This is a genomic window from Streptomyces taklimakanensis (genome assembly GCF_009709575.1).
Lineage (GTDB): Bacteria > Actinomycetota > Actinomycetes > Streptomycetales > Streptomycetaceae > Streptomyces > Streptomyces taklimakanensis.
Window position 1 is genome coordinate 5,473,860 of record NZ_WIXO01000001.1, and the last position, 23,343, is coordinate 5,497,202.

Sequence of the window (23,343 nt, forward strand, 5' to 3'; positions counted from 1 at the left end):
GAGGTGCGCCGCGCGGGCCGACGCGCGGCGCACGGAACCCACACCGGAGGTTGTCTCACGTGAACGGCATGCTGCCCGAGTCCTGGCAGAGGGTCCTCGGCGAGGAACTGGAGAAGCCCTACTTCAAGGAGCTCACCGAGTTCGTCGAGGAGGAGCGGGCGCGCGGGCCGGTCTACCCGCCTCGGGAGGAGGTCTTCGCGGCGCTGGACGCCACCCCGTACGACCGGGTCAAGGTGCTGGTGCTCGGCCAGGATCCGTACCACGGGGAAGGGCAGGGGCACGGTCTGGCGTTCTCGGTGCGTCCCGGGGTGCGCGTCCCGCCGTCCCTGCGGAACATCTACAAGGAGCTGCAGGCGGACCTCGGCTGTCCCGTGCCGGACAACGGCTATCTGATGCCCTGGGCGGAGCAGGGCGTCCTGCTGCTCAACGCGGTGCTGACGGTCCGGGCCGGAGAGGCCAACTCGCACAAGGGCAAGGGCTGGGAGAAGTTCACCGACGCGGTGATCCGCGCGGTGGCCGACCGCCCCGACCCGGCCGTCTTCGTGCTGTGGGGCAACTACGCGAAGAAGAAGCTGCCGCTGATCGACACCGAGCGGCACGTGGTGGTGGAGGGGGCCCACCCCTCGCCGCTGTCGGCGAAGAAGTTCTTCGGCTCCCGCCCCTTCAGCCGGATCGACGAGGCGATCGCGGCGCAGGGGCACACGCCGATCGACTGGTGCATCCCCCATCTCGGCTCCTGACGCCTCAGGGCCGGTTCGAGCGGTCCTCCGGTTCGTGGTCGAAGGTGCCGCGCTCGGCGAGCACGAAGCCGCCCGGGCGTCCGCCCACGGTGCCGGTGACCACCTCGCGGCCGGTGAAGCGGCCGGCGGACTTCGATCTCGCGCGGTACCGGGCCGGGGGGCTCACGTCGCCTGGAGGCCGCTCGGTGCCAGGGCGAGGCGCCTGAGCCCGTCGCCGGCCCGGCGCCCGTCGCCGGCGGTCCGGGCGCGCCCCGCCTCAGCGGCCGTACACCTCCCGGCAGATCCGGGCCGACGTGCTCCGCGGGTCCCAGCCCCCGTGGCGCTCGCCGAGTTCGCACACGTCGGCGCCGGACCACGGCGGGAAGTCCCCGGGGGTGTGCTCGGCGCGGGGCGGGGCGGGAGGGGCGGGCTCGTGCCGCGGGCGCCGGTGTGGTGCCCGAGGAGCGCTCGGCGGAGTGGGGCGGACGGTCCGTGGTGCCGGTTCGCGCCGTGGCGGGGCGGCGGTGCCGGGGCGCGCGGTGGGCTCTCCCGTCCCGTTCGGCACCTCGGCCAGGGTCTCCCGCGCCGGTGCGGGGGAGGGGGAGGTCTCTCGCGCGGGCGCGGGCGCGGGCGCGGACGGCGGTCGGCCGGAGGGCGGGTGACCCGGGGGCGGGGAGGACCGGTGGCCTTCCTCCGGGTGGTGCTCGCCCGCCACCGACACGCATCCGGAGAGCGTGGCCAAGGCGACCCCGGCCAGGGTCAGGGCGCTTCTCATGCGTCGCACCCGCCCACTCTGCGGTACGCGGTGACCGTCGGGAACTCCCCGCAGGAGTGACTCGGGCGAACGGAAGCGGCCCGGTGGGTGGAGGGAACCGTGCGCGGGAGGCGAACGGTACCGGGGGACGTCCGGGCGTCAGCCGCCCAGCATGCCCCGCAACAGCTCGCCCAGCCCGGTCCGCAGCTCCTGGGGGTCCGGCACCGTCGAGTGGTGGGAGCCCGCCGTGCAGGAGAACATCACGCCCTCGCACCAGGCGATCAGGGACAGCGCGTGCCGCTCGGGCGCGGACGAGCCCGCGGCGGCCATCGCCGCCACCAACGGCTCGCGGAAGGCGCGGGTCCCGGCCCGGTCGTAGGCGGCCCGCAGGGCGGGACGCCGGGTCGCCTCCAGCGCCAGTTCGTAACGGGCGACCGCCAGCCGGCGGTGCCGGGTGAGGTAGCGGTGCAGGGCCAGGGCCAGTGCCTCGGCCATCGCCTCCGAGCCGGCGTCGGGGTCGGGCATCTCCCGGGGCGCCAACACGTCCGCCTCACGGACGGCCAGTCGCCGTACCGCCGCCTCCAGCAGGGCCTCGCGGGTGCGGGCGTGGTTGGAGGTGGAGCCCTGCGGCAGGCCGGCCGCCTCGTCCACCGCCCGGTGGGTCAGCCCGCGCAGGCCGCGTTCGGCGAGCAGGTCGATCGCGGTGTCGGCGATCGACTCGGCCCGGGAGGGTCGGGGGGCGGAGGTCTTGCCGGAAGCCATGCCCGCCAATCTACCGCCCTCACTACAGGTGTAGTAACGTCGTAGCTGTCACTACATCTGTAGTGAGACCCCGTCGGGGAAGGACACCGCCATGCCCCAGCCCCGAGCCGTCGTCGTCGGCGCCGGAATCGGCGGACTGGCGGCCGCCGCGGCCCTGCACCGGCGCGGCTGGTCGGTCACCGTCCTCGAACGCGCCCCCTCCCTGGAGCCGGTCGGCGCGGGCATCGCCCTGGCCCCCAACGCCCAACGGGCCCTGGACGTCATCGGGCTCGGCGACACCGTCCGTGCCATGTCCGCCTGGCAGGACGAGGGCGGACTGCGCACCCCCTCCGGTCGTTGGCTCTCCCGCACCACCCAGCAGGCCGCGGCCGAACGCTTCGGGGGACCCGTCGTCGTCGCCCACCGGGCCGACCTCGTCGCCCTCCTCCTGTCCCGCCTGCCCGAGGGTGTCCTCCGCACCGGAACCCCGGCCCGGCTCACGGATCCGGGCGCGGACGGCCGGCCCGCGACCGTGCGCACCGACGGCGGCGAGGAGATCACCGCGGACCTCGTCGTCGCCGCCGACGGCATCCACTCCGCCGCCCGAGCGGCGCTCTTCCCCGGCCACCCCGAACCCCGCCACACCGGGTCCACCGCCTGGCGGTTCGTCGTCCCCGCGCCCGAAACGCCCTTCACCCCCCACGAGACATGGGGTCGCGGCGCGCTGTGGGGCACCGTCCCGCTGCACGACGGCCGGGTGTACGCCTACGCCACCGCCGTCGCTCCCGCGGGAGGACGGGCACCGGACGGCGAACGGGCCGAACTGCTGCGCCGCTTCGGCGACTGGCACCGCCCGGTGCCCGAACTGATCGCCGCCGCCTCGGACGACGCCGTCCTGCGCAACGACGTGTACCGCGCCGCCGGACCGCTGCCCGCCCACCACCGCGGTCGCACCGCGCTGCTCGGCGACGCCGCCCACGCGATGGCGCCCAACCTCGGCCAGGGCGGCTGCCAGGCGCTGGAGGACGCCGTCGTCCTGGCGCACCACGCCGCGCCCGACGCCGCCGACGTTCCCCGGGCCCTGGCCGCCCACACCCGCGACCGGCTGCCCCGCACCACGGAGGTGGTGCGCCGCTCCGCCCGGGTGGCGCGGCTGGCCGGCGTCTCCGCCCGGCCCGCCCGGGCGCTGCGCGACACCGCCCTCACCGTCGTCGACCGGTTCGGACCGCGCCTGGCCCTGCGCGGGCTGGACGGCATCGCCGACTGGCGGCCGCCGGAGCCGTATGCTGCCGGGACACGGGAGACGACTCGGGCGGACACGGACCGCTGACGGGCGGGCGCGGCCGACGGACCGGCCGAACCGGCAGGCGGCCCGGCCGACGGCCCGGCGGACGAAGGGGAAGGCCACATGAAGGTCGGCGTGATCGGGCTCGGCGACATCGCGCACAAGGCGTACCTGCCGGTGCTCACCACCCAGCCGGGCCTGGAACTCCACCTCCACACCCGCACCCGCGCCACCCTGGAGCGCACCGCCGAGGCCCACCGCGTCCCCGAGCGGCAGCGCCACGGCGACCTCGACGGGCTGCTCGCCGTCGGCCTCGACGCGGCGTTCGTCCACGCCCCGACGGTCGAGCACCCCGCCCTCGTCACCAGGCTGCTCCACGCCGGAGTGCCCACCTACGTCGACAAGCCGCTCGCCTACGAGTTGCCCGAGGCCGAACGGCTGGTCCGGCTGGCCGACGAGCGGCGCGTGTCGCTCGCCGTCGGCTTCAACCGCCGCCACGCGCCCGGTTACGCACAGTGCCTGGAGCATCCGCGCGAACTGGTGCTGATGCAGAAGAACCGCGTCGGACTGGCCGCCGACCCGCGCGTGGTGGTCTACGACGACTTCGTCCACGTCGTCGACACCCTCCGCTTCCTGCTGCCCGGCCCGGCCGAGCACGTGGACGTCCGCGCCCGCGTCCGGGACGGGCTGCTGCACCACGTGGTGCTCCAACTGTCGGGCGACGGGTTCACCGCGATCGGCGTGATGAACCGGATGAGCGGCAGCACCGAGGAGATTCTGGAGGTCTCCGGACAGGACACCAAGCGCCAGGTGTTCAACCTCGCGGAGATCGTCGACCACAAGGGCCAACCCAGCGTCCGCCGCCGCGGGGACTGGGTGCCCGTGGCCCGCCAGCGCGGCATCGAACAGATCACCCTCGCCTTCCTCGACGCGGTGCGCGCCGGGCGGCACCTGAGCGCCGAGGACGCGCTGCGCACCCACGAGCTGTGCGAACGGGTCGTCACCGCCGCGCTGGAGCAGGCCGCCTGACGGTGTCGGCGGCCTCGTGCCGCCCGGCCCCTCGCCGCCGGCCCGGACGCGGCCCCCACCCCCGCCCCCGCCCGGCGGCCGACACGCCGGCCGCCGCCAGCGCGCCCAGCGCGCCGGCCGGCACCCAGTCGCCGAACCGCACGTAGGGGCTGGTGCCCGAGGCGAGCGGCACCTCGTACACCACCGCCCCGCTCCGGTCGGTGCCCAGCGGTTCGCCCACCGGCTCGCCGCGCGGCCCGTACGCCGCGCTCACCCCCGTCAGCGTGGCGTGCACCACCGGGCGCCCGGTCTCGGCCGCCCGCAGCGCCGCCAGGGAGGCGTGCTGCCGCGGTGCCCAGCTCTCCTGGAAGGTGGAGGTCGCCGACTGGGCGACCAGCAGCCCGGCGCCCTCGCGCACCAGCGCCCGGCTCATGTCGGGGAAGGCCGACTCGAAGCACACCAGCGGCCCCGGCCGCACCGCGGCGGTCTCCATCACCACCGGGGCGTCCCCGCGCCCGCGGTCCTCCTCGGCCGCCCTGCCCACCGCCGTCGCCCAGTCCAGCAGCGAGCGGGCCGGAACGTACTCGCCGAACGGGACCAGCCGCATCTTGTCGTAGCGGTCCCCGGTGGGGCCGTCCGGGCCCACCAGCACCGAGCTCTTGAAGATCCCCGGTCGGTCCGAGCGCCGCGCGTCCACGTTGACCAGCAGCGGCGCGTCGACCCGCGCGGACAGTTCGGCCAGCCGTTCCCGCAGGTCCGGACGGTCGTCCAGGTCGTACCCCACGCTGCTCTCGCCCCACACCACCAGATCCGCGCCCCGGCCCGCCAAGGAGCGGGTCAGCCGTTCACCGGTGTCGAAACGCACGTCCGCCCCCTCGACGACGCCCGGCTGCACCACCGCGACCCGGACGGTGTCCCCCGGCCGCGGCGGCGGCGCCCACGCCCAGACCGCCACCGGGAGCAGCGCGCACGCCACGGTGGCGGCCGCCGCGGCGCGGCGGGCCCGGGGCGCCGTCCCGAGCAGTGTCAGCGAGGTGTTGACGGCCACCACCCACACGGTGACCAGCCAGACCCCGCCCAGCGAGGCCAGCCGCAGCGCGGCCGGGACCTGCCACTGACTGGCCCCGAGCAGCGCCCACGGCCCGCCCAGGTACTCCCAGGAGCGCACCAGCTCGACCGTCAGCCACGCCGACGGCACCAGCGCCACGGCCGCCAGGGCCCGTCCCGGCCCCGGCGCGCCCGCCAGCAGCCGGTGCACCAGCCACCCCCAGGGCGCCCACAGCAGGCCCACCAACGCCGCCACCACCACGAGGAAGACGTGCAGACTCGGCGCCAGCCAGTGGTGACCGGCCAGCAGGAAGCCGACACCGCCCAGCCAACCCTCCACGGCGGCCCGGCGCCCCCCGTCCGCGGAGCGCAGCAGCAGCATCCACGGCACCAGGGCCCCGTAGGCCCACCACCACAACGACGGCGCGGGGAAGGCCAGGACGGGCAGCGCGCCGGCCGCCACCGCGAGCGCGCCGCGCCACCACCGGGCCCGGTGGACCACCCGCATGCCGCGCCTCCTCGCCTCGGCCGGGAACCGCCCAGGGGTTTCGGCGGCCCATATCGGGTCACCGTTCCCAGGAACCGCCGGATGATGGCCCCGGAGCGGCGAGGAACCGAAAGGATCCCGGAGGGAACCGGAGGAATCCTGAGGAACCCGGAGAAACTCGCGGAAAGGAGCCGGGAGAGGGCCGGGAGGACCGGAAGAAGGGCGTGAGAAGGAGGCGTGGTGGTGGAACTGCCCCTGCTGGTGGGCGTCGACGGTTCCGAACCCGGTCTGCTCGCGGTGGACTGGGCCGTGGCCGCGGCGGTCCGCCACGCGGTGCCGCTGCGCCTGGTCCACGCCGCCGAACGGAGGGACGAGGGCGACCCGGACCCGGAGGAACTGATGGCCGCAGCGGTGGAGCGCGTCCGACAGAACGCCCCCGACCTGCGGCCGGACACCGTCATCCTGACCGGGGACCCCGCCGAGACCCTGGTCCACGCGGGACGGAACGCCCTCGCCGTGGTCGTCGGCTCCCGGGGCCGGGGCGGGATCACCGGACTGCTGCTGGGCTCGGTGGGGCTGTCGGTGGCGGGGCGTTCCGACTGCCCGGTCGTCGTCGTGCGCGGTGACGGGACGGCGCGGGCCGGCGGGCACCGACGGATCGTCCTCGGGGTCGGGGACAGGGTCGAGGGCGGCGCCCCCGCGGCCCGCTTCGCCTTCCGCGAGACCGCCGTCCGCGGGTGCGAGCTGCACGCCGTGCGGACCTGGCGCCGCCCCGCCCACGCCGCGGGGAGCCACCCGCTGATCCAGGGGAACCTCTCCGGGGCGCGCCGGAGGGAGGCGCTGGAGTACCTGGACGAGACCCTGCGCGACCCGGCGCGCGAGTACCCCGGGACCGACCTGCGGCTCCACGCTCCGGAGGGCTCGGCACGCGCGGTGCTGCTGGACGAGTCGCGCAGGGCGGACCTGCTGGTGCTGGGGGCACACCGCCGGCAGAACCGTCCGGGGCTCCAGCTGGGGATGGTGGCCCACGCCGTCCTCCACCACGCCGAGAGCCCGGTCGCCCTCGTGCCGGAGCACATCTGACCCGCGGCCTCGGCCGCCCCGACCGGACGGACACTTCCCATGTCGTTCGCCGCCGCACCGCAGGATCCCCGAGGGACGGGGGAGCCGGCTCCCCGCCCGCGCGGGGTGCGGGCCGTGGTCTTCGACACCGACGGGGTGATCACCGACTCCGCCCGTCTCCACGCCGCCGCCTGGAAGGAGGCGTTCGACGCCTGTCTGCGCGAGTGGCGGGAACGCACGGGCGGGGGGCCGGGGTCGGAGGGCGGGACGGACCGGTTCCGCCCGTTCGACGTGCGGGAGGAATACCGGCGCCTCGTGGACGGCAGGTCGCGCTTGGACGGCGCCGCCGCGTTCCTCGCCTCCCGGGGACTGCGCCTGCCGGAGGGCACGCCGGACGATCCGCCCGGCAACGACACCGTCCGGGCCGTCGCCGCGCGCAAGGAGCGGTCGTTCGTCGCCGCGCTGCGGCGGGACGGGGTCGACGTCTGGCCCGACGCGACGCGACTGCTGCGGTTCCTGCGCCGCGCCGGGACGCCCATGGCGGTGATCTCCGCCTCCCGGCACGCGCGGGAACTGCTGTCGGACGCCGGGGTGCTGGGGCTGTTCGACGCGGTGGTGGACGGCGTGGAGGCGGCCCGGCTGGGCCTGCCCGGCAAGCCGGACCCCGCCGTCTTCCTGGCGGCCGCCGCCCGGCTGGGCGTGCCCCCGCCGGAGGTGGCCGTCGTCGAGGACGCGCCGGCGGGCGTGGAGGCGGGCCGACGAGGCGGTTTCGGCCTGGTCGTCGGCGTGGACCGGACGGGGGGACCCACCGGTGCGCGGTACCTGTACGACCGCGGTGCCGACGTGGTCGTGACCGACCTGGCCGAACTGTCGACCGGGTGTGACGGTGCGCCCGGCGGCGCGCACGACGAGGGGAAGCGATGACCGTGGAACGCTCCGAGGACCGGTGGACGTGGGGCTACCAGGGGTACGACCCCTCGGAGGAGAGGCTGCGCGAGGCGCTGTGCACCCTGGGCAACGGGTACTTCGCCACCCGGGGCGCGGCACCCGAGGCGGACGCCGGCGGGCCGCACTACCCGGGCACGTACGCGGCGGGCTGCTACAACCGGCTGGTGTCCACCGTGGGGGATCGGCAGGTCGAGAACGAGGACATGGTCAACCTGCCCAACTGGTTGCCCCTCCGCTTTCGTTTTCTCGATGTCCCCGACGTCCCCGACGTCCCCGACGCCGAGGGGGACGCGGAGCACCGGGAGAACGCCGCGGGCCCGCACCGCCCCGGCGCGCCGGGCACCGACTGGTGGTCACCGGACCGGGACGCTCCGTCGGAGTACCGACAGGTCCTGGACCTCAGGCGGGGCGTCCTGACCCGGACGCTGCGCCTGACGGCCCCCTCGGGACGGCGGGTGCGGGTCGAGCAGCGCCGGCTGGTCCACATGGGCCGGCCCCACCTGGCCGCCCTGCGCACCACCTTCACGGCCGAGGACCGGCCGGTGGTCCTGGAGGTCGAGTCCGCCCTCGACGGCGGCGTCACCAACGCGGGCGTCGAACGCTACCGGGCCCTCAACGGACGCCACCTGACCGACCACGAGACGGGTTCGGCGGGGCCCGACACCGTCTGGGTGCACTGCCGCACCACCACCTCCGGAACCGGCATCGCGGTGGCCGCCCGCACCCGGGCGGAGGACGGCGAGCCCCTGGCCGCCCGCACCGATCTCGACGGTCTCCGGCCCGCCCGGCTGGTGACCTTCGCCGTCCGGCCCGGACGGCCGATCACCGTCGACAAGACCGTCGCCCTGCACACCTCCCACGATCCCGTGGCCGGCGACCCCCTCCGGGCCGCCCTGGAGGACATCGGCCACGCGCCCGACTTCCCCGAACTGCTCCGGACCCACGAGGTGGCCTGGGCGGAGCTGTGGCGGCACACGGGTTTGGACGTCCCCGGCGAGGCGGGGCACATCCTGCGGGTGCACCTCTTCCACCTCCTCCAGACCCTCTCCCCGCACACCGCCGACCTGGACGTCGGGGTGCCCGCGCGCGGACTGCACGGCGAGGCGTACCGGGGACACGTCTTCTGGGACGAACTGTTCGTCCTGCCCTACCTCAACGTCCACTTCCCGGAGGTCTCCCGCGCCCTGCTGACCTACCGGCACCGACGGTTGCCCGAGGCCGTGCGGGCGGCCGCGGACAACGGGTACGCCGGGGCGATGTTCCCCTGGCAGAGCGGCAGCGACGGGCGCGAGGAGACTCAGACCCTGCACCTGAACCCGCGCTCGGGGCGTTGGCTGCCGGACCACTCCCACCTCCAGTATCACGTGGGCTCGGCGGTCGCCTACGACGTGTGGCAGTACTGGCAGGCCGGCGGCGACACCGACTTCATGCACTCCCGGGGCGCGGAGACCCTGCTGAGGATCGCCCAGTTCTGGGGGAGCGCCGCGCGGTACGACCCCGAGCGCGAGCGCTACCGCCTCCTCGGGGTGGTGGGCCCCGACGAGTACCACGAGGCGTACCCCGACAGCGACCGTCCGGGCCTGGACGACAACGCCTACACCAACGTCACCGCCGCCTGGGTGCTCTCCCGGGCCCTGGAGACCCTGGAGCTCCTCCCGGAGCCGCTGCGCGAGGAGCTGTGTCGGGACCTGGGGATCGACGAGGGGACCACCGAGCGGTGGCAGGACGTCTCCCGGCGGCTGCACGTGCCCTTCCACGAGGGAGTCGTCAGCCAGTTCGAGGGCTATGGCGAGCTGGCCGAGCTGGACTGGGAGGGCTACCGGAGGAGGTACGGGAACATCCGGCGACTGGACCGGATCCTGGAGGCCGAGGGGGACACCGCCAACCGCTACCGGGCCTCCAAACAGGCCGACGTGCTGATGCTCGGCTACCTGTTCCCGCCCGTCGAGTTGGCGGACCTGTTCCGCCGGCTCGGCCACACCCTCGACGACGACCTGTGGCGGCGCACCGTCGACCACTACCTGCGCCGCACCAGCCACGGCTCCACGCTGAGCGCCCTGGTGCACGGGTGGGTGCTGGCCCGGGCACGACGTCCGGACGCCTGGCGGTTCGTGCAGGAGGCCCTGGTCGGCGACATCGCCGACATCCAGGGCGGCACCACCGCCGAGGGCATCCACCTGGGCGCGATGGCCGGGACGCTGGACCTCGTGCAGCGCGGACTGACCGGGATGCGGCCCCGCGCGGACGGTCTGTGGCTGGATCCGGCGCCGCTGCCGGAGCTCTCGGAGTTCGGCTTCACCATGCGCTACCGGCACCACTGGGACATCGGGGTGCGGATGCGGCGGAACGAGCTGGAGATCGGCCTGCCCGTGTCGGCCGAGGGCCCGGTGCGGCTGGTGCTGCCCGACCGGACCGTCACCGTCGAGCCCGGCGAGTCGTGCGGGCTGCGCCTGACGGGAGGCTGAACGGCACGGGGGCGGACCGGGTCAGCCCGCTCCCCGACGCCCCCGGCGGTGGCTGACCCAGCCCGCCGCGCACACGATCGACACCGACAGGAACGCCAGTGCCCCGACGCCCGGATGCAGGACCATCAGGGCGGGAACCAGGAAGGCGCAGATCCCGACGAGCAGCCACAGTCGGTGCGACGCCGGGGAGTCCGGGGAGGCCGGCCCGGTGCCCGGCCCGGCCTCCGGGCCGGAGCCGTCGGGCTCCCGGGCCTCCCGGGCCTCCCGGATCTCCCGGAACTCCCGGAAGGCCTCGGCGAGCCGGGCGTCCCGGAGCAGCGCCCGTTCGGTCTCGTGCAGGATGCGGAGTTCTCGTAGGGTGAGGCGGGATTCTTTCATGATCTCGGCTTCGCTCACTCGACGTCCGGAACGGCGGAACAACGGACAACGATTCGGCGGGTACCCCGTTCGAGGGATTGAACCTCCCGTTGCGCAGTGATTCGCGAAGGTTCGTGCCGGGGTGGCCCCCCGGGTCAGCCGTCCCGGTAGCGCAGGAGCAGCATGGCCGCGTCGTCGTGCAGCGGTCCGCCCACGTGGGCCACCAGATCCCTGCGCAGCGACTCCAGCGCGATGTCCGGGCTCGCCTCCCGCAGCAGGAAGGACCGCCGCACGAGCGGGTAGAAATCGCCCTCCGGATCGCGCGCCTCGGTGACGCCGTCGGTGTGCAGCAGCATCTGGTCGCCGGGGGCGAGGGTCACCCCGTACGGCTCGGGCGGTTTGAGGTCGAATCCCGTGCCCAGCGGCGGAGCGGTCTCGGGCGGTTCCACCGGGTGGGCCGCACCGTCCGCGCGGACGACCAGCGGCGACGGGTGACCGTGGTTGAGCAGGGTGACCGAGCGGTCCTCGTGCGTCTCGGCCAGGACGGCGGTGACGAACCGCTCCGCCCCCATGTGCCGGTTGACCGATCTCTCCAGCCGGGCGCTCACCGCCGTCAGGTCCGGTTCGTCGTACGCGGCCTCCCGGAACGCGGCCAGCACCACGGCGGCCGTCTCCACCGCCTCCAGGCCCTTTCCCTGTACGTCGCCCACGATCAGCCGGACCCCCGAGGGGGAGTTGACGACCTCGTACAGGTCGCCCCCGATCCGCGCCTCGGCCACCGCGGAGGTGTAGGAGACCGCCACCCGCAGATGGCCCGCCGCGCGCGGCACCGGACGCAGCAGCACCCGCTGGGCCACCTCCGCGATGGACCGCATGCTGGCCAGTTCCGCCTCGTGCCGTTGTCGGATGGCGGCGGCGACCAACCCGGCCACCGCCACCCCGACCACCGAGATCAGGGCCGTGTAGCCGCGCATCGACCACAACAGGTCGTTGAAGGCGGTCAGACACAGGCACAGCAGCAGGGCCAACAGCCCGATCAGCGCGGTACGGCGCATGCCGCCGACGAGGCTGGCGAAGGCGGGGCCCAGGGATAACAGCGGCAGGAACCCCACGTCCGGCCCCGCCGTCACGTCCACCAGGGCGACGACGGCCATGGAGACGAACGGGAGGGCGGCCAGCAGTCGGTAACTGTCGTCGGTGCGCTCGGCCAAGTCGGACTCCGGAAATCGGTGCGGGTGCCCCCGCGGCTGCCTGCACCAAGCTTCCCAGCCGGAGGCGGCGCGGAAAAGCGAGGCCCGGTCGGGCCGGGCGTACCGCCCCCGGGAACGGCCGTGTGGACCACCGTCCGGCTCCCGGCTGTGCTTTCCGGCGGACGTCTCCCGGCGGGCGTCTCCCGACGGTGCTTCCCGGCGGCGGCCCTCCGGTCTACCCGCGCACCCCGCGCAGCGCGTAGTACGCGCGCAGCGCGGCCTCGCCGCCCGACCCGGCCGCCGTCATGATCCGTTGGGCGCGCGCCGACCGCAGGTCACCCGCCACATGGACGCGCGGACGCTGCCGGTCCGGTGGGCAGTAGCCGTCGGTCCCGCACACCAGGTCACCGAGGGGGCGCACGGGGACGTTGCCGAGGTTGAGGTACGCCGCGTCCGCCTCCCGGCGCAACACCCCGCCCCCGGTGGTGACGAGTTCCACCACGAACCGGTCGCCGGGCCGCGCCCGCTCCCGTCCGGTCGGCAGAACGGCACGTCGTACCGGGACCAACTCGACGCGGGGGTCGGCGCGCACCTCGTCGGCCCTGTGGTCGTCCGAGGGCGGGTACGCCACCAGGAAGCGGGCCGCCACCGTCGGGAAAGCGCGCAGCACAGTGCCCAGCGGCCGGTCGGCGCCCAACACGAGGACCGTCCGCCCCGCCCACTCCTCGGGTCCGGACTCCCACAGCGGGGCGGCGGCCGGCCCGCCGGGACCGTCGAGCCAGTCGGTCCCGGCGGGGCCCAGCGGGCCGGTGCCGGTGGCGACGACGACGTGGGCGGCGGTGCGGAGCGCGCCCGACTCCAGCGTGACGGCCACGTGGTCGTCGTGCGCGGCGAGACGGACCACGCGCGCGCCGTACTCGACCCGGCACCCGGCGGCCCGTGCCACGTCGGCGGCCGCCGACGCGGCGAACTCGGCGCCGGAGGAGAAACCGCCCAGCACGTTCTCCAGGCGACGGACGTACCGCAGCCTGCCGCACAGCTCCCGCCGCGCCTCCAGCACCAGGGTGCGCAGCCCCACGCTCGCCGCCATCACGGCGGCGGCGCATCCGGCCGGGCCGCCGCCGACGACCAGCAGGTCCGTCTCCCCGGCGGAGGCCGCGTCGGTCCCGACACCCACCGTCTCGTCCACCGTTCCCTCCGCCACTGGTCCGCCCCTGGTCCGCCACTCCGTTCCACCGCCCGGTGGGCGACACCCCACATTCCAACACCCGTCCCGCTCCGTTCGCCCGGCCGGCCCAGCGGAACCCCTCCCCGGATGCCCCCCGCGCCGCGACCGCCCACGCTGCCGGGAGGAGGGACGGCACGGCCGTTCGGGGGTGACGCACCCGAGGGACGGAGACGGAAGATGCGCGGAACGCACGACGGCACGCGGACGGAACGGACCCGACGGACGGTGGCGGGACACCGGCCCGGCCTCCGACGCGGACCCCGCCCGGGAGGCGGCGCGCACGCCGGCCGAATACGCGTCGCGGCCCCGGCGGCCGTTCTCCTGGCGCTCGCCGTCCTGGCCTCGTGCACCGGCCGTGACACCCCGGCCGGCGGCGCGGGGGACGCGGCGCCGGCCGACGAACGGCGGTCCTTCACCGTGGTCGCCACCGGCGACATCATCCCGTACCCCTCGATCATCCGGCAGGCGCGACTGGACGCGGGCGGGAAGGGCCACGACTTCACCGACATCCTGGCCGGGGTGAGGCCGGTCGTCGCCTCCGCCGACATCGCGCTGTGCCACATGGAGACCCCCTACGGCGACGAGGACGGCCCCTTCACCGGCTATCCGCTGTTCCGCTCGCCGCCGCAGCTGGCCGAGGCGCTGCGGGCGACGGGCTACGACAGCTGCTCGACCGCCTCCAACCACAGCCTCGACGACGGCTTCGACGGGGTGCGCCGCACCCTGGACGCCCTGGACGAGGCCGGGGTGCGGCACGCGGGCACGGCCCGCAGCGCGACGGAGGCCGCCCGTCCGGCCGTGCTGCGGGCGGGCGGGGCCGAGATCGCCCACCTCGCCTACACCTACGGGACCAACGGCATCCCGATCCCCGAGGAACGCCCCTGGGCGGTACGGCTGCTGGAACCGGAACGGGTGATCGCCGACGCCCGCGCCGCCCGCCGGGCCGGAGCCGACGTGGTGGTCGTCAGTGTCCACTGGGGCACCGAGTGGCAGCAGGCCCCCGACCCGACGCAGCTCCGGCTCGCCCGGGAGCTGACCGCCGCGCGCACCGACGGCCGCGGGGACATAGACCTGGTCGTCGGCACCCACAACCACGTTCCACAGCCCTACGAGAAGGTGAACGGCACCTGGGTGGTCTACGGGCTGGGCGACCAGGTCGCCGGCTTCGTCCCGGCCGACAAGCGCAGCGGCAACGAGGGCTCGATGGCCCGCTTCACCTTCGCCCCCGAGCCCGACGGCGAGGGCTGGACCGTGACACGGGCGGAGTTCCTGGTCGGCCACTCCGACACCGGCCCGCCCTTCCGCGTCGTCCGCGCCACCGGGGAGAACTTCCCCGAGGTGCGCGAACGGGTGCGCGAGGCGGTGCTGAGCCGGGGCGCCGCCGAGGACGGGCTGACCGAGGCCCGGTGACCGGTCCCCGCCCCGGGCGGCGCCGCGGCGGGCCGACCCCAGGGCCGCCCGGGGCGGGAGGCCGGAGGCGGAAGGTGGTGGGACGGGTCCCTCAGCCCACCGCTTCGCCCGCGTGCGGCGAGATCACCCCGGCCGCGATGAGTCCGAAGATCAGCAGGCCCAGCAGTATGCGGTAGACCACGAAGGGCATGAAGCTCTTCGTGGAGATGAACTTCATGAACCAGGCGATGACCGCGTAGGCCACCAGGAAGGCCAGGACGGTGGCGAAGAGCGTCGGCGCCCAGGAGACGTGTCCCTCGCCGATCTCCGTCAGCTCGAACAGGCCGGAGGCGAGCACGGCGGGGATGGCCAGCAGGAACGAGTAGCGGGCGGCCGCCTCGCGGGAGTAGCCCATGAACAGGCCGCCGCTGATCGTCGCGCCCGACCGGGACACGCCCGGGACCAACGCCATCGCCTGGGCCATGCCGTACAGCAGGCCGTCGCGCACGGTCAGTTTCTCCAGACCCTTGCGCTCCCGTACGGCGCGGTGCCGTCCGCCGCTCGCGTCGCGGGCCGCCAGCCGGTCGGCCACGCCCAGCACGACGCCCAGCACGATCAGTGTGGTGGCGATCAGCCGCAGATCCCGGAAGGGGCCCTCGATGTGGTCCTTGAGGCTGAGGCCCAGGACGCCGATGGGTATGGAGCCGACGATCACCAGCCAACCCAGCTTGGCGTCGTGCTCGCTGCGCGCCCGCCGGTCGTACAGGGAGCGGAACCAGGCGGAGACGATCCGCGCGATGTCCTTGCGGAAGTAGATCAGCACGGCGGTCTCGGTGCCGATCTGGGTGACGGCGGTGAAGGCCGCGCCGGGGTCCTCCCACCCCGCGAAGACCGCGGTCAGCCGCAGGTGGGCGCTGGAGGAGATGGGCAGGAACTCGGTCAGCCCCTGGACGAGCCCGAGGATGAACGCTTCGAACCAAGACATGTCGGGTGTGCTCGTCCCTGTTTCTTGATGATCTTCGGTCGGGTCGGGCAGATGCTATGGCCGGTCCGGAACGGGCAGGGAAACGGCGGGCGAACGCCTGTCGCCCGCGCGTACCGGCCCGGTGACGGACCCGCGCGGCGACTTCTCGGACGCCGGTTCCGGAACCCCGGTTCCCGTGGCTCCGGCCGGCTCGGACCGCACCGCCGCCCACGGCCGCCGCGCCCCCGGGTGCCCGCGCCAGGCGACGAGGGCCGCGACCACCGCCGGAACGGCGATGGCGGCGGACGCGATCAGGAAGACCGGGGAGGTCGGATCGGCCGCCCGACTGCCGGCGACGGCGTACGCGGCGGTGTTGGGCACACAGCCCAGCGCGGTGCCGGCCAGGAACGCCGAGCAGCGCACCCGGGTCACCGAGGCGCCGTAGTTGGAGACGGCGAACGGGATGCCCGGCAGCACCCGCAGCACCAGCACGGAGCGGAAGCCGTGTCGGCTCAGCCGTCGGTCGCAGGCTTCCATCCAGCGGCCCCTCACCAGCAGCGGACGCAGCGCGTCCCGACCCAGCAGCCGTCCGAGTCCGAAGGCGATCCCGGCGCCGAGCACCGTCCCGGCCACGGCCGCGGCCGTGCCCGACCAGGCGCCGAAGAGGGCGCCCGCGGCCAGGTTCAGCACGGGCCGGGGCACCAGCGCCGCCGTGCACAGACCGTACGCGGCGGCGAACGCGACCACCGCGCCGGCGCCGGACAGCCGGGGCGGTCGGGCGTCGGTCAGCAGGTGCTGCGGGTCGTGGAGGGCCACGGTCGTGGCGGCGGCGACCAACAGCACGGCGAGGAGGGACAGACGGGACCACGGGGAGAACAGCACCGAGGCGCACCGGGCGGCGGGGCCTGCGGACTGCCGAGCGGGGACGAGCACCGAGGGAGCGTAACCGACGGAGGTGACGCACGCGCCCGGACAGGAGGGGACCCCGCCCCGGTCGCGCCCCCGCCAGCCGCCACAATGGGCCGATGGGCAGCGACAGGACGGACCGGGCGGACCAGACGAACCGGGCGGCGGCCGAACCGGCGGCCGAACCGGTCCCCGTGACCGGTGCCGTGGACCTGGGCACCGCGCGGCTGCTGCCCGACGTGGACCGGGCGCGGGCCTGGCTGCTGACCGTGGACGGCGCGCCCCAGTCGTACGTGGACCTCGACGACCCGACCCACCTGGAGTTCGAGTACACGCGCCGCATCGCCCACGTCCTCGACCTCGCCGCCGCCCCCGGGGCTCCACTGGAGGTCCTGCACCTGGGCGGCGGGGCCCTGACCCTGCCCCGCTACCTGGCGGCCACCCGACCCGGCTCCCGCCAGTGGGTGGCGGACCGCGATCGGGCCCTGCTGGACCTGGTCACCGAGCACCTGCCGCTGCCGGAGGGCAGCGGGATCGAGGTGCGGGCCGAGGACGCGCTGGAGGCGCTGCGCGCCCGGCCGCCGGCATCGGTGGACGTGCTGGTCGTCGACGTCTTCGGCGGCGCGCGGATCCCGGCCCACCTGACCACCCTCGGCTGCGCGCGGGAGGCCGCCCGGGTGCTGCGGCCGGGCGGCCTCTACGTCGCCAACCTCGCCGACGCCGCGCCGTTCGCCTTCCTCCGCTCCCAACTGGCCGGCCTCGGCGCGGTCCTCGGCCGGCTGTGCCTGGTCGCCGAGCCCGCCGTGCTGCGGGGCCGCCGTTTCGGCAACGTCGTGCCGGTCGCCTCCCGCGCCGAGCCGCCCGTGGCGGAGCTGGCCCGACGGGTCGCCGCCGACCCCTTCCCCGCGCGGGTGGTGCACGGCGACGCCCTGGAGCGCCTGGTGGGAGACGCCCGTCCGGTTCAGGACGGCGAGTCGGCGCCCTCGCCGGAACCGCCGGACGGCGCCTTCGTGGTCGGCTGACCGCCGGGGGCGACGACGGGCGCGCCGGGCGTCCCCGAACCGCCGGAGGCGACGGGGGCACCGGGGGCCGCCGGGGCGCCGCGCCGGGTGAGGTTCCGCACGTCCGGCACGCACAGCACCGCGGCCGTCAACAGCACCACCAGGGCCGAGCAGCCCCACAGCGCGGCGGGCCGCCCCACCAGCGTCTCGACCGGGCCGGCCGCGGCGGTGGCCACCGGGACCAGGGCGATGGACCCCAACCAGTCGTAGGCGGAGACCCGGGAGAACTTCTCCTCGGGCACCTCCTGGTGCAGCGCCGTCATCCAGGTCACCCCGAACACCTCGAGCGTGACACCGGTGGCGAACATCGCCGCGACCAGCCACGCCACCGGCACCGGTACCGCCAGCGCGGCCGAGGGCAGCGCCAGCGGGAAGACGCACAGCGTGCCCACGAGCAGGATGCGGCGCGGTCTGAGGCGGACCATCAGCAGTCCGCCCAGCACCGTGCCCGCGCCGTAGGCGGCCAGCGCCAGGCCCCACGGCCGGGCGCCGCCCAGGTGCTCCTCGGCGACCTGCGGCCCGTACACCGCCTCGGCCGCCGCGACCACCGCGTTGACCACGGAGAACTGCAGGACGATGGCCCACAGCCAGGGGCGCCCCACCACCTCGCGCCAGCCGTCGCGCAGGTCTCCCAGCAGCCCGCCGCCCGGTACGCGTCCGGGCATGTCGGTCAGGTCCAGCGCAGCGCGCAGCGCCCCCGCCACCGCGAAGGCGGCGGCGTCCACGGCCAGTACCCAACCGGGGCCGAGGGCGGCGATCAGCGCGCCGCCGAGCGCCGCGCCCCCGATGGAGGCACCGTTGACGCCCATGCGGAAGACCGCGAAGGCGCGCCCGGCCTGCTCGCCGCGGACGGTGGCCAGGACCATGCCCTCGGCGGCCGGGGCGAAGAACGCGTGTCCGGTGCCGCCCAGCGCGGAGAGCAGCACCATCTGCCACAGCCGCACCTCCCCCGTGATCACCAGCGCCGCGAAGACGCCCTGGGAGACACAGTTGAGCGCGTTGGCCGCCACCATCACCCGGTGGCGGGGCAGCCGGTCGGCGACGGCCCCGCCGACCAGCAGCAGGACGACCAGGGGGACGGTGCGGGCGGCGGCGACCAGCCCCACGTCGGTTCCGTCGCCGCCCGAGGCGAGCACGGCGAACGCCGCCGCGATCAGCGCGCCCGAGTTGCCCAGGCCGGTGATCACGGCGGCGGCGGTCAGCAGGGTGTAGTTGCGGCCCGCCCAGGCCGGGCGGGACGGCCGCCCCGTCCGGCTCCCGGTCGCCTTCGGGGCCGTCACTCCTTCTCCGCGTAGGGGCGCAGGCTGGCCGCCATCGTGTCGATGGTCTTCTGCGGCACCTCGTCCTCGACCCCGATGTCGGTGAGGAACACCCAGATGCGCAGGTCGTTCTCGCCGTCGATCCAGGACACGGCGACGGCCTTGCCGTCGGAGTCGCACTTGCCCTTCTTCTTCACCCCGGTGGCCGTGGCGGTGGCGATGTGCCCGGTGATGCCGTGCTCGTTGGAGAACTCCTTCGCCTCGGTCCGTTCGACGGTCTCCTCCTGCTCGCCGTAGGCGAAGTAGACGAAGTTCTTCGCGGCGATCTCCGCGCCCTCGGCGGTGCTGCGGGACCCCTGGCCGCCCTTGCTGCCGACGATGGCGCGCTCGTCCCTGGTGTGGCCCTCCTCGCACCAGCCGTCCCGGTAGGTCGCCGGGGCGCTGAAGGCGACCTGCGGCCCGGCGAAGACGTCCCCCTCGTCCTTCTGCCCGTAGCCGACGATCGTCGTCTCCGTGCCGAGCTTCCAGTCGGCGGGGACGTCGAAGGCGCTGTGGTGCTTGGCGTTGGTGACGACCTGCCAGCCGGGCACCACCGGGTCGGGCTTCTTCGGGGCGAGGCCGTCGCGTGGGTTGCCGGGGTCGTCCTCGGGCGCGCTCGGGACCTCGGCCGGGGCGCTCTCCTCGGCGCTGGATCCGGTGCCGGGAGAGGCGGCCGTGCCGCCGCCCTCGGCGCGGTTCCCCCCGTCGTCCCCACCGAGGACGAGGACGCCGGTGACCACGGCCGCGGCGATCACCGCGACGGCCGCGACGATGGCCGTCACGACGACCCCGCGCCCCCCGCGCCCCTTTCCTCCCGTGTTCCCTCCCGTGTTCCCTCCCGTGCCGTTCGCCCCGCCGTCGCCGTGCGGCGGCTGCGGGGCGCCGGGGGCCGCGGGCCCGCCCCAGGGGGCACCGGGCCGGTCCTGCCGGTACGGGTTCGGGGCCTGGTACCCGGGCGTCCGGTACGGGTTCGGCGCCTGGTACCCGGGGGTCCGGTACGGATTGGGCTGCTGGTTGCGAGGGTCCTGCTCGCCCCCGGTCTGCTGTCCTGGCCACATGGAGCAGAACACTAAGGGCGACGCCCCGAGGTGACCACGGCCGCCCCCGCATCGGTACGGACCCGGTACGCGGTCGGGCCCGCCCGTCCGTCGCGGGGCCCGTCAGGCGGGGCCGTCCTCCCGGACCGTGAGCGTCTCCCGGTGGGTGTCGGCCAGTTCCCGGTAGACCTCGGCGTTGAGGACGATGCCCTCCCGCTCCTCGGCGGTCAGCTCCCGCCGGATCCGGGCGGGCACCCCGGCGACCAGGGAGCCGGGCGGGATCTCCATGCCCTGCGGGACCAGGGCGTGCGCCGCCACCAGCGAACCGGCGCCCACCCGGGCTCCGTTCAGCACCGTGGCGCCCATCCCGATCAGCACGTCGTCCTCGACGACGCACCCGTGCAGCACCGCGTTGTGGCCCACCGAGACGCGCTCGCCCACCACCGTCGGGAAGCCGGGGTCGGCGTGCACGGTGCAGTTGTCCTGGACGTTGCTCCCGGCGCCGACGGTGACGGCGGCGCAGTCGCCCCGGAGCACCGCGTTGTACCAGATCCCCGAGCCCGCCCCGAGCTCCACCTCGCCGACCACCACGGCGGTCGGGGCGAGGTACGCCTCCGGGTGCACCACCGGTTCCCTGCCCGCCACGCCCGCGACCATCGCCCGCCGCTCCATCCGCGCCGCCCTCCGACCTCTCCGACTTCCTCGCCACCCGGCCCACCGGCCCCGTCCCGCGCTCCCCCGGGCGGCCACGTCACCACGGAACCGTACGCGACGGACCGGCGTCGGGTGGGGTGAGGATCACAGCCCGACGGTCGGCGCACCGTACCGCGGGGCGTCTACCGTGAGCGGGTGCCCAACGACAGGAACACGTTCTCATCCCGGCTCTCCCGCACCGTGTCCGGCCTGGCCTCCCGAACGGTGCACGCGCTGTGGCGGCACGCGCAGCGGGCGGGCGCCGTCACGGCCGAACGCCCGGGACCGCACGCGTTCCGCCGCATCGGCGCGGGCACCCGACTGGCCTTCCCGCAGGGCACGCTCTTCGGCACGGAGTGGATCGAGTTGGGCGCCCACTGCGTGATCGGCGCGGAGGTCACGCTGACCGCCGGGATGATGCCCGGCCTCGACCTCGGGCCGGAGACGGTGCTGCGGCTGGGCGACGGCGTGGTGCTCGGGCGCGGCAGCCACGTGGTCGCCGACACGGCCGCCGCGGGCGTGTCGATCGGGGACGACGTCTTCTGCGGCCCGTACGTCTACATCACCTCCACCAACCACTCCTACGACGACCCCCACCTCCCGGTCGGCCGGCAGTGGCCGCGATCGGCCCCCGTGGAGATCGGTCCGGGCGGCTGGTTGGGCACGGGGGCCGTGGTGCTGCCGGGGGCGAGGCTGGGGCGGAACGTGGTGGTGGCGGCCGGGTCGGTGGTGCGCGGCGAGGTGCCCGACCACTGCGTGGTCGCCGGCGCGCCCGCCAAGGTCGTACGGCGCTGGGAGCCGGAGGAGGGCTGGCGCCCCCCGCTGCGCACCCCGCCGCCCCCGCCGCTCCCGGAGGGGGTCACCTCCGAGCAGCTCCTCGCCCTGGCGGCGCTCGACGTCTCCGGGGACGAAGGGGGCAGACTGGAGTCGACGGCCGGTCGCCCGCCGGGGGGAGCACCGGCCATCGGGACGGAACGGGAGACCGACGGGATGCGTGCGCCGTGAACAACCGGAACCTGCGCCTACTGCTGATCTTCGCCGTGGCCCTGCACGGCCTGGCGTTGTTGCTGTACGTGGCCCGCTACCACTGGTTGCGGTGATCCCGGTTCCGGGGTCGGGGCCCGACCACCGTGCCTCCGCGAGCCGGGCGGCCGACCTCGACGGGCACGGCCGTGGACGTGCCCGTCGAACACCACCGAGGTCCTCGCGCGCCCGGACGGAACTGCTAGCGTGCCCGCCATGCGCGTGCCCATCGGAGAGTTCAGCGAGGCCTGGCCGGTCACCGAGAAGCTCGACCTGCTCGCCCCGCCGGTCGCCGCCGCGCTGCGCGGTCCCGTCCCGGCCGACGGCGTCGTCTACGTCGACAGCGACCCGGACGACGCCGACACCGCCCGGTTCGGCGAGGTCCACGCCGTCCCGCCGGAGCGCTCGGCCAACTGCGTGGTCGTCGCCGGGCGCCGCGGCCAGGAGACCACCCTGGCCGCCTGTGTGGTCCTCGCCCACACCCGCGCCGACGTCAACCGCCTGGTCCGGCGCGAGTTGGGCGCCCGCAAGGCGTCCTTCGCCCCCATGGAGACGGCCGTCGGCGAGTCCGGCATGGAGTACGGCGGCATCACCCCGATCGGGCTGCCGGAGGACTGGCCGTTGCTGGTGGACGCCGCCGTCGCCGACACCGAGTACGCCGTCGTCGGCAGTGGGCGCCGCCGGGGCAAGCTGCTGGTGCCGGGCAGGCTCCTCGCCCGCCTTCCCGGAGCGCGGGTGGTGGAGGGACTCGGCGTTCCGATCACCGCCTGACCCCCCTCGCCAGGGACCGGAACCCGTCGCGGACGTTACCCTGCCCACATGTCGATCCACGATGACCTGCTCGTCGACATCGCCGAGAAGGTGGAGACCGAGCAGAGCAATCAGATGCCCCTCACCGTGGTGGTGCCCGGTGCGGTCATCACCGGCAGGCTGGCGCCCGAGTCCGTCTGGAAGGCGCGGATTGCCGAGGTCCTGCGGGACTCCGAGCGGCTGAAGCCGTTCGCCGAACTGTTCGACCCCGCCGGGGAGGACACCCGTCGGGACGAGGAACGCTCCCGGCCCACCCATCTGCACCTGCACGTGGCGCGCATCCTCCAGGGGAGCTACGGCCTCCCCGACACCGGGGGGATGTACCGCGTCGCCATCGACGAGGTCAGCAGCTGGACGTTGGGGGAACTCAGCTACTCCGACGAGTGAGCGACCCCGCCCGGCACCGGTGGGTGGCGGGGGGCGACGGAGCGGCTGGAGCCGTACAGGTCCTTCGAGGGGGCTTCGGGGAGTCGGTTGATCAGCCCGGCACCCGGCGGTGTGCGCGGTGGGTTCCGTCGCGCGGTGGTCCGGTGGGTTCGGCGCCGGAGGGATCGGGCCGGGGGCGTCGGACGGGTCCGGCGCACAGGGCGGCGGGTGATCGCCGCCGCCCCGGACCTTTCCCTTCCGCAGCCCTGGCCGTGGTGGTCGCCTGGCCCTTCACCTCGGACGATCCCGGCCTGGTGGTGGCGACGGTGATCGGGGCGGTCGTCGCTCTGCCGTTGGCCGTCGTGCGGCACCGATCGGTCGGGCGTGCGCAGGCCGCGGCGGGCGACGGCCCGGGAGGCGGACGCGTGGACAGGGGCCGGTGCGCTTCTTCACCCGAGAAGTGCCTCCGGCGGCGGGAACAAGGACCTCGACAATCCTCTGCCCG

Annotated in this window: 22 protein-coding genes; 11 read left to right on the plus strand and 11 right to left on the minus strand. The window is 75.3% G+C overall.

Annotated features, from left to right (window positions below):
* Positions 1-68: 68 nt before the first annotated feature.
* On the plus strand, positions 69-740 hold the full coding sequence (locus F0L17_RS24095; RefSeq protein ID WP_155074131.1) for a uracil-DNA glycosylase: 672 nt from the start codon (positions 69-71) through the stop codon (positions 738-740).
* 4 nt (positions 741-744) lie between these two features.
* On the opposite strand, the gene F0L17_RS24100 is transcribed toward F0L17_RS24095, so the two are convergent.
* Both F0L17_RS24100 and F0L17_RS24105 read right to left on the minus strand, forming a co-directional pair.
* Positions 745-906 carry a DUF3224 domain-containing protein gene (locus F0L17_RS24100; RefSeq protein ID WP_162466635.1) on the minus strand — a complete coding sequence of 54 codons (162 nt, stop codon included), beginning with the start codon at positions 904-906 and terminating at the stop codon, positions 745-747.
* Positions 907-1,632: 726 nt separating this feature from the next.
* Positions 1,633-2,235 carry a TetR/AcrR family transcriptional regulator gene (locus F0L17_RS24105; RefSeq protein ID WP_155072674.1) on the minus strand — a complete coding sequence of 201 codons (603 nt, stop codon included), beginning with the start codon at positions 2,233-2,235 and terminating at the stop codon, positions 1,633-1,635.
* A 91-nt stretch (positions 2,236-2,326) separates the two neighbouring features.
* On the opposite strand from F0L17_RS24105, the gene F0L17_RS24110 reads away from it, so the two are divergent.
* Both F0L17_RS24110 and F0L17_RS24115 read left to right on the plus strand, forming a co-directional pair.
* Positions 2,327-3,544, plus strand: coding sequence for an FAD-dependent oxidoreductase (locus F0L17_RS24110; RefSeq protein WP_155072675.1), 1,218 nt, complete (start codon positions 2,327-2,329; stop codon positions 3,542-3,544).
* Between the two features lie 78 nt (positions 3,545-3,622).
* Positions 3,623-4,528: a Gfo/Idh/MocA family protein gene (locus tag F0L17_RS24115; protein ID WP_155072676.1), complete on the plus strand. Its 906-nt coding sequence runs from the start codon at positions 3,623-3,625 to the stop codon at positions 4,526-4,528.
* Here the strand turns inward: F0L17_RS24115 and lnt are convergent.
* Positions 4,500-6,062 carry an apolipoprotein N-acyltransferase gene (lnt, locus tag F0L17_RS24120; RefSeq protein WP_155072677.1) on the minus strand — a complete coding sequence of 521 codons (1,563 nt, stop codon included), beginning with the start codon at positions 6,060-6,062 and terminating at the stop codon, positions 4,500-4,502. The genes F0L17_RS24115 and lnt overlap by 29 nt on opposite strands.
* A 219-nt stretch (positions 6,063-6,281) precedes the next feature.
* On the opposite strand from lnt, the gene F0L17_RS24125 reads away from it, so the two are divergent.
* The 3 genes from F0L17_RS24125 to F0L17_RS24135 are packed head-to-tail and all read left to right on the plus strand — an operon-like array spanning position 6,282 to position 10,516.
* Positions 6,282-7,124, plus strand: coding sequence for a universal stress protein (locus tag F0L17_RS24125; RefSeq protein ID WP_338018201.1), 843 nt, complete (start codon positions 6,282-6,284; stop codon positions 7,122-7,124).
* Positions 7,125-7,163: 39 nt separating this feature from the next.
* Entirely contained in the window at positions 7,164-8,027 is an 864-nt protein-coding gene (locus F0L17_RS24130; protein WP_155072678.1) for an HAD family hydrolase, read from the plus strand.
* Positions 8,024-10,516: a glycoside hydrolase family 65 protein gene (locus tag F0L17_RS24135; protein WP_155072679.1), complete on the plus strand. Its 2,493-nt coding sequence runs from the start codon at positions 8,024-8,026 to the stop codon at positions 10,514-10,516. The genes F0L17_RS24130 and F0L17_RS24135 overlap by 4 nt, the downstream gene beginning before the upstream one ends.
* A gap of 21 nt (positions 10,517-10,537) precedes the next feature.
* Here F0L17_RS24135 and F0L17_RS24140 read toward each other — a convergent pair whose 3' ends face one another.
* From F0L17_RS24140 to F0L17_RS24150, 3 genes are all read right to left on the minus strand, one after another.
* Positions 10,538-10,894, minus strand: coding sequence for a hypothetical protein (locus tag F0L17_RS24140; RefSeq protein WP_155072680.1), 357 nt, complete (start codon positions 10,892-10,894; stop codon positions 10,538-10,540).
* 134 nt (positions 10,895-11,028) lie between these two features.
* Entirely contained in the window at positions 11,029-12,027 is a 999-nt protein-coding gene (locus tag F0L17_RS24145; RefSeq protein WP_155074133.1) for a PP2C family protein-serine/threonine phosphatase, read from the minus strand.
* Positions 12,028-12,298: 271 nt separating this feature from the next.
* On the minus strand, positions 12,299-13,252 hold the full coding sequence (locus F0L17_RS24150; protein WP_338018202.1) for an FAD-dependent oxidoreductase: 954 nt from the start codon (positions 13,250-13,252) through the stop codon (positions 12,299-12,301).
* Between the two features lie 216 nt (positions 13,253-13,468).
* Between F0L17_RS24150 and F0L17_RS24155 the strand changes: the two genes are divergently transcribed.
* Positions 13,469-14,701, plus strand: a complete 1,233-nt coding sequence (locus F0L17_RS24155; protein ID WP_155072681.1) for a CapA family protein — start codon at positions 13,469-13,471, stop codon at positions 14,699-14,701.
* A gap of 91 nt (positions 14,702-14,792) precedes the next feature.
* Here F0L17_RS24155 and F0L17_RS24160 read toward each other — a convergent pair whose 3' ends face one another.
* Positions 14,793-15,665 carry an undecaprenyl-diphosphate phosphatase gene (locus tag F0L17_RS24160; protein ID WP_155072682.1) on the minus strand — a complete coding sequence of 291 codons (873 nt, stop codon included), beginning with the start codon at positions 15,663-15,665 and terminating at the stop codon, positions 14,793-14,795.
* A gap of 54 nt (positions 15,666-15,719) precedes the next feature.
* On the minus strand, positions 15,720-16,577 hold the full coding sequence (locus F0L17_RS24165; protein WP_162466636.1) for a VTT domain-containing protein: 858 nt from the start codon (positions 16,575-16,577) through the stop codon (positions 15,720-15,722).
* A gap of 92 nt (positions 16,578-16,669) precedes the next feature.
* Between F0L17_RS24165 and F0L17_RS24170 the strand changes: the two genes are divergently transcribed.
* Complete coding sequence (locus F0L17_RS24170) at positions 16,670-17,572, plus strand: spermidine synthase (protein WP_202917930.1); 903 nt, start codon at positions 16,670-16,672, stop codon at positions 17,570-17,572.
* On the opposite strand, the gene F0L17_RS24175 is transcribed toward F0L17_RS24170, so the two are convergent.
* From F0L17_RS24175 to F0L17_RS24185, 3 genes are all read right to left on the minus strand, one after another.
* The gene (locus tag F0L17_RS24175; protein ID WP_162466637.1) at positions 17,512-18,891 is read right to left on the minus strand and encodes an MFS transporter; all 1,380 of its coding nucleotides are present in this window, start codon (positions 18,889-18,891) and stop codon (positions 17,512-17,514) included. The two genes, F0L17_RS24170 and F0L17_RS24175, sit on opposite strands and share 61 nt — an antisense overlap.
* On the minus strand, positions 18,888-19,691 hold the full coding sequence (locus F0L17_RS24180) for a DUF8017 domain-containing protein (protein WP_238419592.1): 804 nt from the start codon (positions 19,689-19,691) through the stop codon (positions 18,888-18,890). Before F0L17_RS24180 ends, F0L17_RS24175 begins: the two co-directional genes overlap by 4 nt.
* A gap of 378 nt (positions 19,692-20,069) precedes the next feature.
* Entirely contained in the window at positions 20,070-20,618 is a 549-nt protein-coding gene (locus F0L17_RS24185; protein ID WP_155072684.1) for a gamma carbonic anhydrase family protein, read from the minus strand.
* A gap of 177 nt (positions 20,619-20,795) precedes the next feature.
* Between F0L17_RS24185 and F0L17_RS24190 the strand changes: the two genes are divergently transcribed.
* The 3 genes from F0L17_RS24190 (at position 20,796) to F0L17_RS24200 (ending at position 22,859) form a co-directional block, all read left to right on the plus strand.
* Complete coding sequence (locus F0L17_RS24190) at positions 20,796-21,644, plus strand: DapH/DapD/GlmU-related protein (protein WP_162466638.1); 849 nt, start codon at positions 20,796-20,798, stop codon at positions 21,642-21,644.
* Between the two features lie 234 nt (positions 21,645-21,878).
* A complete protein-coding gene (locus F0L17_RS24195; RefSeq protein WP_155072685.1) occupies positions 21,879-22,433 on the plus strand; it encodes a YbaK/EbsC family protein in 555 nt (184 codons plus the stop codon).
* A gap of 48 nt (positions 22,434-22,481) precedes the next feature.
* Positions 22,482-22,859 (plus strand): hypothetical protein, encoded by a 378-nt coding sequence (locus F0L17_RS24200; protein ID WP_155072686.1) that lies wholly within the window; start codon positions 22,482-22,484, stop codon positions 22,857-22,859.
* Positions 22,860-23,343 lie beyond the last annotated feature (484 nt).

Coding starts and splice junctions, on each gene's coding strand:
- F0L17_RS24095 (WP_155074131.1), top strand. CDS start 69: ATGCTGCCCGAGTCCTGGCAGAGGGTCCTCGGCGAGGAACTGGAGAAG.
- F0L17_RS24105 (WP_155072674.1), bottom strand. CDS start 2,235: ATGGCTTCCGGCAAGACCTCCGCCCCCCGACCCTCCCGGGCCGAGTCG.
- F0L17_RS24110 (WP_155072675.1), top strand. CDS start 2,327: ATGCCCCAGCCCCGAGCCGTCGTCGTCGGCGCCGGAATCGGCGGACTG.
- F0L17_RS24115 (WP_155072676.1), top strand. CDS start 3,623: ATGAAGGTCGGCGTGATCGGGCTCGGCGACATCGCGCACAAGGCGTAC.
- lnt (WP_155072677.1), bottom strand. CDS start 6,062: ATGCGGGTGGTCCACCGGGCCCGGTGGTGGCGCGGCGCGCTCGCGGTG.
- F0L17_RS24130 (WP_155072678.1), top strand. CDS start 7,164: ATGTCGTTCGCCGCCGCACCGCAGGATCCCCGAGGGACGGGGGAGCCG.
- F0L17_RS24135 (WP_155072679.1), top strand. CDS start 8,024: ATGACCGTGGAACGCTCCGAGGACCGGTGGACGTGGGGCTACCAGGGG.
- F0L17_RS24140 (WP_155072680.1), bottom strand. CDS start 10,894: ATGAAAGAATCCCGCCTCACCCTACGAGAACTCCGCATCCTGCACGAG.
- F0L17_RS24145 (WP_155074133.1), bottom strand. CDS start 12,027: ATGGCCGTCGTCGCCCTGGTGGACGTGACGGCGGGGCCGGACGTGGGG.
- F0L17_RS24155 (WP_155072681.1), top strand. CDS start 13,469: ATGCGCGGAACGCACGACGGCACGCGGACGGAACGGACCCGACGGACG.
- F0L17_RS24160 (WP_155072682.1), bottom strand. CDS start 15,665: ATGTCTTGGTTCGAAGCGTTCATCCTCGGGCTCGTCCAGGGGCTGACC.
- F0L17_RS24170 (WP_202917930.1), top strand. CDS start 16,670: ATGGGCAGCGACAGGACGGACCGGGCGGACCAGACGAACCGGGCGGCG.
- F0L17_RS24185 (WP_155072684.1), bottom strand. CDS start 20,618: ATGGAGCGGCGGGCGATGGTCGCGGGCGTGGCGGGCAGGGAACCGGTG.
- F0L17_RS24195 (WP_155072685.1), top strand. CDS start 21,879: ATGCGCGTGCCCATCGGAGAGTTCAGCGAGGCCTGGCCGGTCACCGAG.
- F0L17_RS24200 (WP_155072686.1), top strand. CDS start 22,482: ATGTCGATCCACGATGACCTGCTCGTCGACATCGCCGAGAAGGTGGAG.